At 31.5% G+C, this 12429-nt stretch carries 9 protein-coding genes; 2 read left to right on the top strand and 7 right to left on the bottom strand.

Going from position 1 to position 12429, the window contains the following annotated elements; all coding sequences use genetic code 11:
* Window positions 1-859: 859 nt before the first annotated feature.
* The 3 genes from mnmG to B0A66_RS22065 all read right to left on the bottom strand — a co-directional run bounded on the left by mnmG (window position 860) and on the right by B0A66_RS22065 (window position 6984).
* Window positions 860-2731, bottom strand: coding sequence for a tRNA uridine-5-carboxymethylaminomethyl(34) synthesis enzyme MnmG (mnmG, locus tag B0A66_RS22080; protein ID WP_089052003.1), 1872 nt, complete (start codon window positions 2729-2731; stop codon window positions 860-862).
* Between the two features lie 447 nt (window positions 2732-3178).
* Complete coding sequence (gene ybeY / locus B0A66_RS22070) at window positions 3179-3598, bottom strand: rRNA maturation RNase YbeY (protein ID WP_089052001.1); 420 nt, start codon at window positions 3596-3598, stop codon at window positions 3179-3181.
* Entirely contained in the window at window positions 3595-6984 is a 3390-nt protein-coding gene (locus tag B0A66_RS22065; protein WP_089052005.1) for a DUF4175 family protein, read from the bottom strand. Before B0A66_RS22065 ends, ybeY begins: the two co-directional genes overlap by 4 nt.
* Before the next feature lie 164 nt (window positions 6985-7148).
* Between B0A66_RS22065 and gltX the strand changes: the two genes are divergently transcribed.
* Together gltX and B0A66_RS22055 are read left to right on the top strand one after the other, a co-directional pair.
* Window positions 7149-8654, top strand: coding sequence for a glutamate--tRNA ligase (gene gltX, locus B0A66_RS22060; RefSeq protein ID WP_089052000.1), 1506 nt, complete (start codon window positions 7149-7151; stop codon window positions 8652-8654).
* Window positions 8655-8789: 135 nt separating this feature from the next.
* The gene (locus tag B0A66_RS22055) at window positions 8790-9767 is read left to right on the top strand and encodes an SPFH domain-containing protein (RefSeq protein ID WP_089052004.1); all 978 of its coding nucleotides are present in this window, start codon (window positions 8790-8792) and stop codon (window positions 9765-9767) included.
* Window positions 9768-9795: 28 nt separating this feature from the next.
* On the opposite strand, the gene B0A66_RS22050 is transcribed toward B0A66_RS22055, so the two are convergent.
* The 4 genes from B0A66_RS22050 to B0A66_RS22035 all read right to left on the bottom strand — a co-directional run bounded on the left by B0A66_RS22050 (window position 9796) and on the right by B0A66_RS22035 (window position 11370).
* A complete protein-coding gene (locus B0A66_RS22050; RefSeq protein WP_089051999.1) occupies window positions 9796-10047 on the bottom strand; it encodes a DUF6327 family protein in 252 nt (83 codons plus the stop codon).
* A 5-nt stretch (window positions 10048-10052) separates the two neighbouring features.
* The gene (locus tag B0A66_RS22045; RefSeq protein WP_089051998.1) at window positions 10053-10403 is read right to left on the bottom strand and encodes a competence protein; all 351 of its coding nucleotides are present in this window, start codon (window positions 10401-10403) and stop codon (window positions 10053-10055) included.
* A gap of 76 nt (window positions 10404-10479) precedes the next feature.
* On the bottom strand, window positions 10480-10806 hold the full coding sequence (locus tag B0A66_RS22040; protein ID WP_089051997.1) for a YtxH domain-containing protein: 327 nt from the start codon (window positions 10804-10806) through the stop codon (window positions 10480-10482).
* Window positions 10807-10890: 84 nt separating this feature from the next.
* Window positions 10891-11370, bottom strand: a complete 480-nt coding sequence (locus B0A66_RS22035; protein ID WP_089051996.1) for a hypothetical protein — start codon at window positions 11368-11370, stop codon at window positions 10891-10893.
* Between the last annotated feature and the right edge of the window lie 1059 nt (window positions 11371-12429).

The following is a 12429-nucleotide window of genomic DNA, read 5'->3' as shown; positions in this document are numbered from 1 at the left end:
ATTTTAGATTATGTTGGATTCTATAAAAATCCTCTATTTCCTTTATTTTTATTTTTAAAAATCGAATGCATTTCACGTGGAACGCACCTTTGATTTTAGATTGTTGATTTTAGATTTTAGATTATGTTGGATTCTATAACACTCCTCTATTCCCGTTATTTTTATTTTTAAAAACCGAATGCATTTCACGTGGAACGCACTTTTGATTTTAGATTGTTGATTTTAGATTATGTTGGAATCTATAATTGGAATCTATTTTTACTACTTTGATTTTTTCATTTAAATCGAATTTATTTTAAGTGAAAATCTATTTTCAATTTGAAATTTTCATTTCTAATTATTTCAAAACTATTATAGAATTTCTAGCAGAAATTTCTCTTTCCTCTCATTTCTAAAAGTTACTTATTTCGGTAACGGATTTATCATTTTATGTCATTTCGACGAAACGAGAAATCTTCGCAAGTAGCTCCCCAATGGTGAGCCAATCTTTGTCGATCTTGCAACCAAGATTCACTTTGTCTGATTGCTATCGCTCGAGACTCGTTTCGTCGAAATGACAAATTATACTAAATTATTAATAAAGCGCATAACTAAGACTTTTAATTATAAATTCGTTTCACGTGGAACACATATTATTTTAGATTTCTGATTTTAGATATTAGATTTTTTTGTTTCACGTGGAACATAACTTAATTTGAATTTCAGAGTAAACAGAACTTTAAAAAACCGCAGCAAAATCCACAATCTAAAATCCACAATCTAAAATCCACAATCTAAAATCCACAATCTAAAATCAACAATCAACAATCAACAATCAACAATCAACAATCTAAAATCTAAAATCTAAAATCTGCAATCACTACCTTCCCATATAAATCAATAATACGGAAATATCACTTGGTGATACTCCGCTGATTCTTGATGCTTGTGAAATGGTTACAGGACGAATCTTGCTCAACTTTTGTTTTGCTTCGATCGACATAGATTTAATTTTATCATAATCGAAATTTTCCGGAATTTTCACTTCTTCTAAACGAGTTAGTTTATCAGCATTGTTTCTTTCCTTTTCGATATATCCCGAATATTTAACTTGAATTTCTGCTTGCTCTAAAATTTCCTGATCAACATCATTCGCTTCGATATATTCTTTTACTTTTTCAAATTTCATCATATCCTCCAAATCAATTTGCGGACGAGAAAAAACTTTAAACATTTTATCTCCTTGTGTAATCGAAGCTGTTTCTTTAGCTTCAAGAATTGGATTTGTCTCCGCAACCGAAACGCTGGTTTCTCTAAAGAAAGCAACCATCTTTTCAGATTCATTTAATTTCTGTTCCATTCTACGTAAACGCTTTTCTGAAGCAAGACCAATTTCATGCGACATTGGTGTCAATCTAAAATCGGCATTATCCTGACGAAGCAAAGTTCTATACTCTGCTCTTGATGTAAACATACGATATGGCTCTTCTGTTCCTTTCGTAATAAGGTCATCAATTAGAACTCCGATATATGCTTCATCACGTTTCAAAATTAATGGTGCTTTTTCATGCACTTTTAAATGCGCATTTATTCCAGCCATCAAACCTTGAGAAGCTGCTTCTTCATATCCTGTTGTTCCGTTTATCTGTCCGGCAAAATATAATCCTTCAACCAACTTCGTTTCCAAAGTATGTTTCAATTGTGTTGGCGGGAAATAATCATATTCTATTGCATAACCTGGACGAAAGAATTTCACTTTCTCAAATCCGGCAACAGAACTCAATGCTTTGAATTGAATATCTTCTGGAAGCGAAGTTGAAAATCCGTTTACATAAACTTCGCACGTATTCCAACCTTCCGGTTCAACAAATAACTGATGACGTTCTTTGTCTGCAAAACGATTTATCTTATCCTCGATCGAAGGGCAATATCTTGGTCCAAGACTTTTGATTCTTCCGTTGAACATTGGAGAGCGATCAAAACCTTCTCTCAAAATATCATGAACATTCAAAGAAGTATACGTCATGTAGCAAGATCGCTGATGCGTCAATGGAGTTGTCAAATCAGAATAAGAAAACTTATCCGGCTTTGCATCTCCTTTTTCTTCATTCATTTTCGAATAGTCCAAAGAACGTCCGTCAACTCGTGGCGGCGTTCCTGTTTTCATTCTGCCCGATTCAAAACCGGCAGCAACCAAATCTTCTGTGATTCCATGCGCTGCACTTTCACCGGCACGTCCACCACCAAATTGTTTTTCTCCAATATGAATCAATCCGTTTAGGAAAGTTCCATTTGTCAAGACAACAGACTTCGATCTAATTTCAACTCCCAACGAAGTTCTGATTCCTTTTATCTTTCCGTTCTCAATAATCAAACCTTTTACCATCTCTTGGTAGAAATCCAAATTTGGAGTTCCCTCCAACATCATTCTCCACTCTTCGGCAAAACGCATTCTATCACTCTGAACTCTCGGCGACCACATCGCAGGTCCTTTTGATTTGTTCAACATCTTGAATTGAATTGCAGTTCGGTCAGAAACAATTCCAGAGTATCCACCCAAGGCATCAATCTCTCGAACAATTTGTCCTTTTGCAATTCCACCCATTGCAGGGTTGCAAGACATCTGTGCAATGTTCTGCAAACTCATTGTAACCAATAAAGTTTTTGATCCTAAATTTGCAGCCGCTGCCGCGGCTTCGGATCCAGCATGACCTGCACCAACTACAATAACATCGTATTCTTCTAAAAACATTTTGTTTTATTATTCTCTGGAAACCCTTTAAGGTGGTTCTCAGAATTAGCATTATTTCTCTTTTGTTCCACGTGGAACAGATTAATCTAAACGTCACGGATAAAAATCTATTCCTCTAAAACCATCTTTATAAAAATTTTCACGTGTTCCACGTGAAACATAATTACAAAAATCAGTAAACCAAACATTAAAATTACATGTTCCACGTGAAACACTTTTACTTCTATCATCAAAAAAAATTAATCTCAAAACGATATGTTCCACGTGAAACATGTTTTAATTTTCAATATAAAATCTAATTTTTCAAACCTGAAAACCATTAAAATTTCAAAATAAAGTCGATCTACAATTCCACGTTCCACGTGGAAAAAATCTTTTTATTCATAATTAAATTATAATATGTTTCACGTGGAACACAAGATTACATTTAAAAATAAAGTGGTTTAATTACTGTTCCACGTGAAACATTGCGATTTTTTCATCTTCTTTTGATCGCATTAATTCAGCATCTTTATCTGATTTATCTTTGTATCCACAGTAATGTAAAACACCATGAGCTAAAACTCTTTTCAATTCTTCCTCAAAAGAGACATTAAAATCCTTGGCATTATCTTCTACTCTTTCTACAGAAACAAAAATATCTCCGTTTAATTCATTCCCAACAGTGTAATCAAAACTGATAATATCTGTTAGTGTATCATGATTTAGATACTCTACATTTATCTTATGAAGATATTCATCATCGCAAAATATATAGTTAATCTCTCCTTCGTTTTTCTTTTCAGAAACAATAACGGCACTTAACCAATCAGAAAAGGCTTGTTCGTTATCTAACGTAAATTCTGTTTCGTAATTAAAATTGATCATTTTGTATTAAAATATTCTTGAACCTTTTGATTAAAATTCGCGCGCAAAGGTAGTGATTGTCTATTTAAAATTTCAACACTGTTTAAATATTCCAATAACGAGCTTGGCAATGCATTAGTTCTATTAGTAAATTCTGCTTTATTTGTTTCGGACTGACGCTTTGTATCTTGTCCTTGTTGTTGTACTGCATTGTTTAATTTTAATAATTCTTGTTGAATATTTAAAATTCTTTGCAGGTTTTCATTCTTAAAACCTTTATTCAAAAGTTGTTTTTCCGAAGCTTTCATTTGATCTATTACAGATTTCCCTTGCTGATCTAATCCTTGTTTAGCTAATTCTTTTTGTAATGCTTCACGAAGTTTTACCTGCTCTTTGTAAATTTCCATTATCGCTTCTGCATCTCCTTCACCATCTTCTCCTCCTTTTTCACCCTTTCCATCAGCTCCACTTTTTCCATCTTTTCCTCCTTGACCGCTTTTTCCTTGATTGCCTTTTCCATCTTTTCCAGAACCTTCTTTACCTTGTCCTTCTTTTCCTTCTCCGCTTTGACCTTCTTTTCCTTCGCCGGGTTTACCTCCAGGTTTCATTCCCTGCTTCATTTTATCAGCTAAACCTTTTTGTTTTTGAATAATATCCGGCAACTGCATACCTTGACCATCTCCCGGTTTTGGTTTTCCTGCTCCCGGTTTAGACATAGACATTTGCATATTGTTTAATAAATCACTTAAAAAATCTGCTAATTTATTAGCTGATGAAACAGCATATTGCTGGTGTGAAACTCCTTTTGGTATTTGAACATCTGTCAAAACTTCTATAGCACGATCCATATTGTATTGTACATTACCAATTTCTTTGGTTACATCTTCGGCAATTTTTGGATTACGAAGTGACATTGCAAACAAACTATCATCTACATATCTAAACTGTTGTTTTAGATTCTGTTGAATTTTTATGTTTTTTGTAAAGGCAGATGAACCCAATTTCATTGTTTTAAACTGTTTCATTACATCTTCCTGAGATAAAGAAAAAGCTAAAAGGTTATCTAAAATCTGACGCAACATTGCAACATCTTCTTCCATCTGTTCTTTATCTCCGCCTTCCATTCCAGCATTCATTTTCTCTGCCATGCTTTTCATTTTCTTAGCAGCGCTCTTTTGTTTTGGTTTCGCTGATGAAGTATTCTTTTTACTTAATTCTTCAGATGCTTTTTGTAAATCATTATCTACTTCTTTTTCTTTCTCACCGTCTTGTGGAATATCTAAAGGAGATTTTAAAGATTTATTTTCTTTAACCAAATCTTTCAAATCTTCTTTTATTTTATCAAAAGACTTATTGATATCATCTTGTTTTTCTTTTGTATTCTCTTTTTCTTTATTAGAAAGCTGTTCTTGCTGCTCAGCCAATTTAGTTAACTTCTCTCCAACCTGCTCTGCTTTCTTAGAAACATAAAAACGTTTGGTTAATTCTACTAATTGTTCTAGATTACGAGATTGGTTTTTGCTGATTTGTTTGAACTTTTCCATCTTATCAAACAACTGTTCACTGTCTAGTTTGTCGTTCAATTTCTTGAGTTCTTCCATCAACTTCTGATTTTTTTCTAAATCTTTCTCTGCATTATCCAATCGCTTTTGCAAATCATCAGCTGTTTTATCTTTCTTTTCAGATTGAAATTTATCCAGATTCTTGTTCATTTTCTCTGTAAACTGTTTCATCAATTCGTCTTGCTGCTTCTGACGTTTGATAAAATCGTTTACTTGTTGTTGTTCTTTGAACTCTAAATTATCTTTTTCTTTTCCTGATTTCTGAATCTTATCCATTTCAGAAAACTGTTTTGTCTGATTTTTTAAAGACTTCTCCAGACTATTGATGTTGTCATTTTGCTGTTGTAATTCCATATCCTGAACTTCATCTGTCGTAGCAACTCGATCAGAAAACACAGAAGACTTTGTACTTTTATAATTGTGCGGTGCATCGTTATCAAAAACTTCAAAATAATATTCGTATTGTACTCCTTCTTCTACAGGCAGATTACTTGGAAAAGAAAAAACAAATTGATCAAACACACCTTGCTTATTTGGCAAAGTTCCACGTTTGGCAGTTTGAGGTTTGTTACGTTCGTAATACACTACTTGTAATTTGGTTAAACCATAGTCATCACCTAACCTTCCTAGTACATAATTTTTATCCAGTTTTAAACTGTCTGGTGCAGGACTTACGACAATTGTAGGATGCTGATCTTTGATTACAGCAAGTTGATAGTCTAATTTTTCGTAATTTTTGACCTTATTATTCGAGGTAAGAATTTGATATTCTGTATTTTGAACTATATTTTTAGCCAATTTAAAGTCATTTTCAGCCTTAATAAATTTAAAAACTGACTTTTCATCCTTCCAAACGATCTCCTGAGTAGCTTGTGTTTTCATTTTCCAGGTAACCAAAGTACCTTCCGGTACAATTGCATTTCCGGTTCCCTGAATAACTTCTGCTTTCTTTTTTAAATAAGAAGGGAAATTTAATACCATTTCGAAGTTGGCAATTGATGGAACTGTGATCACTTTTAGTTCATACTCTTCAGATGAAACCGAATTTCCTTCAAAAGAAAAAGCAACATTTGCTACTGGCTTTTCTATTTTAAATTCAAACTTTCCCGGTTGAGAAGATTCCATAAAATAACTTTCTGCACCAATATGAATCATTACATTTTCCGGAACAACATTACCAACAGATTCCATTTTGATTGTAAAATCTTTATTCTGCTCTGTCTGCAAATTAGAATTAAGAACTACAAATTTAAAAGGTGCTGGAGGTAAAAAGGTAGCATTAAAATGAACTACTCTATTTAAACTTTGAGAAATAATATTGCTATTTCCTGAAACAAAAAATACTGCAAAAAGCAAAATTGGAATAATTGCTAAGGGTAAATATTTTCTATTTGAATTGAAATTGATTGCATTTCCAAACGGAATTGGTTGCAATGAATTTGCTTTTTGTTGTATAGATGCTAACATTAATTCTGAACTTTCAGCTGTATTTTCACTTTCTGATAACTGCAAAAAGTTCGTTAGCTTATCGCTTACTTCTGTAAAATGATTTCCAATAATCGCTGAAGCCTGCTTATAATCGATTCCTTTTTGAAGTTTGAACAACTTAAAAATTGGAAACAAAATAAATCGAAACAAAAGGTATACTTCTACTCCTATAAAAATCCAAAATAAAATGGTTCTTCCTACTGGTTTTAACCACAGGAAATACTCAATAAAAAGAGTAAATAGAAAATATAATAATCCAAAACCGGTAAAAAGAAGTATCCCTTTTATCAATTCATTAGTATAATACTTCTTTATAAAAGCTTCTAATTTTAAAAATATTGCAGACGTTGTTTTCAAAATAAATCTGTATTGATTATAACCCATAAAAGTAGTAATTATAACCTTAAGTTTGAAAGTCATAAAGTCGAAAGTCGAAAGTTAACATCTGAGTCTAAAAGCTTTCCAACTTTCGACTTTTGGCTTTTGACTAATGTTGTATCTTTGCATCAAAATTTATACAAATGTCAAAGCAAGTTCGTGTGCGTTTTGCACCAAGTCCAACAGGACCTTTACATATTGGTGGTGTTCGTACTGCCTTATTTAATTATTTATTTGCCAAAAAAAACAATGGTGTTTTTTATTTAAGAATTGAAGATACAGATCAGACTCGTTTTGTTCCAGGTGCTGAAGCTTATATTATGGAAGCATTAGATTGGTTAGGAATTGCTCCTGAAGAAACCGTTGGAAAAAATGAAAAATTTGGTCCGTACAGACAAAGTGATCGTAAAGATTTATACCAAACTTATGCCGATCAACTGATCAATTCGGGTTGGGCTTATTATGCTTTTGATACTCCGGAAGCATTGGATGCTTTAAGAAAAGAGCACGAAGCAGAAGGAAAAACATTTATTTACAACCACCATAATCGTGAAAAGTTAGATACTTCATTGGTACTTTCTGCTGAAGAAGTTTCAAAAAGAATTGCAAATGGTGAACATTATGTGATCCGTTTTAAAACTCCGGTTGATGAAACACTTCACTTAAAAGATATTATTCGTGGTGATGTAAAATTTGAAACGAATCTTTTAGATGATAAAGTTTTATTTAAAAGTGATGGAATGCCAACATACCATTTAGCAAATATTGTTGATGATCATTTAATGGAAACTTCACACGTTATTCGTGGAGAAGAATGGTTGCCGTCTATGCCGCTTCACGTATTATTATACAGAGCTTTTGGTTGGGATGCACCGGAATTTGCACATTTACCTTTGATTTTAAAACCTGTTGGTAATGGTAAATTATCAAAAAGAGATGGTGATAAACTTGGCTTTCCTGTGTTTCCATTAGAATGGAAAACGCAAGAAGGTGTTTCATCGGGTTATAGAGAAAACGGATTTTTCCCTGAAGCAGTTATAAATTTCCTTGCCTTATTAGGTTGGAATGACGGAACGGATAAAGAATTATTTTCATTAGAAGAACTGGTTGAATCTTTTGATTTGAACAGAGTTCATAAATCAGGAGCAAAATTTGATCCTGAAAAAAACAAATGGTTCAATCACCAGCACTTATTAAAACAAAATGATACTGATTTAGCGAAGGACTTCACTCCTATTTTAGAGCAAAAAGGATTCAATATTCCGATTGAAACGACAACAAAAATTGTTTCACTGATTAAAGAAAGAGCTCATTTTGTTTCTGAATTTTGGGAATTAACAGACTTCTTTTTCCAGGCACCAAGTGCTTATGATGAAAAAGCGAGTAAAAACTGGAAAGAAGAAACACCTGCTTTGATGCAACAATTGATTTCTGTTTTAGAAAATATCGAAGACTTTACATCAGCAAATATCGAAACAATTGTAAAAGATTGGTTAACTAAAAATGAAATTGGAATGGGTAAAGTAATGCAGCCTTTCCGTTTAAGTTTAGTTGGAGCGCTGAAAGGTCCTCACCTATTTGACATTGTAGAAGTTATTGGAAAAGCTGAAACAATATCAAGAATTCAAAAGGCAATCACAACATTATAATACTTTAATGCTTAAATATTTAAACGCTAAGAACATTTTTAAAATGAACTTAGCGTTTTTTTTATGCTTAAAAAAATTGGAATTAGCAGAATATTCGTAATTTACCGAATCATAAAAACTAAAATCAATATTACCATGGGTACATTTTTTATTATCTTATTAGTCTTCGGATTCTTTATTTTAATGTCCTCCTTCTTTACAGTAAAACAACAATCATCTGTAATTATCGAGCGATTTGGAAAATTTCACAGTGTTAGAAATTCAGGATTGCAACTAAAAATTCCTGTAGTCGACAGAGTTGCAGGACGTGTAAATCTAAAAATTCAACAGTTAGATGTTATTATCGAAACCAAAACGAAGGACAACGTTTTTATTAAAATGAAAGTTTCGGTTCAGTTTAAAGTTATTCAGGAAAAAGTATACGATGCTTTTTATAAACTTGAATATCCACACGATCAAATTACAGCTTACGTATTTGATGTTGTTCGTGCAGAAGTTCCTAAACTAAAATTAGATGACGTTTTTGAAAGAAAAGATGACATTGCAATCGCTGTAAAAAGAGAACTTAATGAAGCAATGACTACTTACGGTTACGATATTATCAATACTTTGGTTACTGATATCGACCCGGATATTCAGGTTAAAAATGCAATGAACAGAATTAACGCTGCAGACCGTGAGAAAACTGCTGCTGAATTTGAAGCTGAAAGTTCAAGAATTAGAATTGTTGCCAAAGCAAAAGCTGAAGCAGAAAGTAAACGTTTACAAGGTCAAGGTATTGCAGATCAGCGTCGTGAAATTGCAAGAGGTTTAGTTGAAAGTGTTGAAGTTCTAAACAATGTTGGTATTAATTCTCAGGAAGCTTCGGCATTAATTGTAGTTACACAACATTACGATACACTGCAAGCAATTGGAGCTGATGCCAATTCGAACTTAATTTTGTTACCAAATTCTCCACAAGCCGGAAGTGATATGTTAAACAATATGGTGGCCTCTTTTACTGCCTCTAACCAGGTAGGTGAAATGATGAAAAAAACGAATAAAAAAGTTGAAAAACCAAAACCAATTCAGCCACAATCTGGTTATGAAGATGACTTGGAAACAGAAGTATAAAAAGTTACAAAATGAAAAAGAGGCTAAATTAGCCTCTTTTTTTATTTAAAATCCACTTTAAAATAAAGGGAAAAATAGATTGTAAAATTTGTGGATACGATTTTGAGAAGTATTCTTTATAGGACGAAAAGAATCCATTAACAATATATTGCGGTGTTATTGACTCTTTTGTCTTTTGAAAACTGAGCACTAATTTGTGATAATTGATCTCTTTTTCCAGTTTTAAAATTTCCAGATCTCTTTCAATTTCTGCGTACGATGCGTATTTTTTTTTCTCCATAAGTACTACTCGTTAAAAAATATTTCTGAGAATTTTTCTAAAATTGGTCCTTCAGCAAACTTATCTCTGATAAAGAAAAGCAAAATTGTTGCCAGAAGATAGATCCCTCCTACTGCTAAAAATCCTAAAGTATAACTTCCGAATAAGGAACTAAAAGCAAAACCTGCTGCAATAGATCCAAAGAATAAAACCATACTAACACATAATAAAATCAGTGTAAACTTAAAAATTAAAGTTGTCGACTTCATTGCAACTTTAAATCCCCAGAGCTTATAATAAGCTAAATGACTGTCAAGATACACTTTAGCCTGATCCTGAATATTTTCAGTGTTTTCCTTTAAATCTTCAAAAGCCATAAATTATCGTTTATTAAAAAAAATGAAGCACAAAAACCCATTGATAAACAATAAGTAATTGTGCTTTAAAGTATTATTATTTTTGAAGTTTTGCGTTCTGCGCTTTTAAATCAGCTAATTTAGTTTCTAAAAAAGAAATTACATCTTCAGTTTTATGACTCACATTGGAAAGTAATTCTTCCAGAGTACCATCAAGATTTTGTGTAGCGTTGGCGAACTTTGCACGAAGTACTTCAGAACCCGCATCAAACGAATCTTTCAGATTATGTGTTGCATCGTCAAAACCTTCCTTCAGTTTAGCACGTGTTTTTGATCCTTTGTCCGGAGCAAATAAAATTCCGATCGCCGCTCCTACAGCTGCGCCAGCAATAATTGCTGCAATTGTCTTTGAACTATCTGACATAATATTAATTTTTAGAGATTATTAAAGATACTCATTTTTGATTTATAAATTATTGATTAAAGGCAATTTACATACAACAATAATTTAGTAAGCATAAGCAATAGCTTCGTACTTACCATTATCTTTTTCAACAATACTCACAAACGGATAACCATTTGATGCCGATTGTGTTTTGATTCTCAAAGCTGTATGCTTTTGATTTGCAATTGGCGGTTCTCCTTTTGTCTTTGTCGACACACCAGAAAAACTAGCGACTTGTTTTAAACCTATTGTCTTTTCCTGAGGTAAAACAGTAACAAATTTGTAGTCCTCTTTTGAATCAACTATAATTTTATCAGACACTTTCTGAGTTTGATTAGTTCCTTTGGTTGTTACTTGAGCAACAGCATATTTACTAATCTTGTGTTCTTCAGAACTTCCGTTGATTGCATAATAAACAAAACCGTTTTCGTTTTTAATATAATTGACATCTAGTTGTTCACCATTGTGTTTGGTAATTTGATGCGTTTGAGAAATTGCAATGTTTGCAAATAAAATAGCTAGCGTAAAAAATAAAGTTTTCATAATAGTTAAATTTAAGGATTAAAATTTTCAGGTCAGGCAAAATCTAAATTTTAAAAAACCATAAAAACCAATTCCATGAAATTTGAAAATTATGAATTGAAATGAAAAAATATTTTTACGCTGCAATATTTATCATTATCAAGTACACAATTACGAATTGACCATAAAATCAATTTTAGAATTTTGGCTTAAAGTCTGCTTTAAAAAGCTAAATACTATTTAACTCTTAAAATGACTAAAAGTCTATTCTTAGAATGTCAATTACATTTTAAAATTCAAATGCTGACTTAATGAGATAAAAATAGCAACTTTATACACAATTGTGTGTTAACAACGCGTTAAACTACCTTAAATCAAGATTAAAATTAAAATAAAGCTCATAATCTAACAATAATTCAAAAGTTGACTAATGATATAAAAGAATTAAAATATCTCCTTAAAATTGATATATATACTTCATTTTTAATCTATTTTAACTATAAATTATAAAATTACAATAGTTTTTATATATAATAATTAAAAACATAAATTTAATAAATAACTATTATTAAAATCAATCACGAATTCTCTTCTATTCTAGTTCGTAAATTTGAAAAGAAATTATTCTAAGAAGGAGAATATTGACTGAACTTAATAAAATGAGGGCTTAAGAAGTATAAAAAAAAGAATTTTTAATCAAAAATTAAAATAAAGACTGTTATTAAAAGATCTCTGAAATTATGATAAATCATATTAACCATTTTAAAAAATGTCTTAAAATCAATTTATGAAAGCTGTTTTTAATCTATAAAAACTATTAAATATAACTAAACAATAGATATAGTATATAATAAATAAAAACATAAAATATATAAATTAAAATCAATTAAATTTATAATTATAAAAAAATCAAAACCAAAACAGAAGCTTCTACTCTTTCTAAAAACACAGCATTCTTAAATGTTAAATACAAGACTAAAATTATTCAAAAAATAGACATTTTTTAGGTAAAACTTAAAATAAAAGCCAGTATTACACGATCTTTTTAAATTAGATAAATCATATCACCATTTTTAAAAA

The sequence above is a fragment of the Flavobacterium hercynium genome, from assembly GCF_002217285.1.
GTDB lineage: Bacteria > Bacteroidota > Bacteroidia > Flavobacteriales > Flavobacteriaceae > Flavobacterium > Flavobacterium hercynium.
The sequence above is the reverse complement of the archived record's forward strand: the minus strand, read 5'-3'. Positions and strand labels throughout refer to the sequence as shown.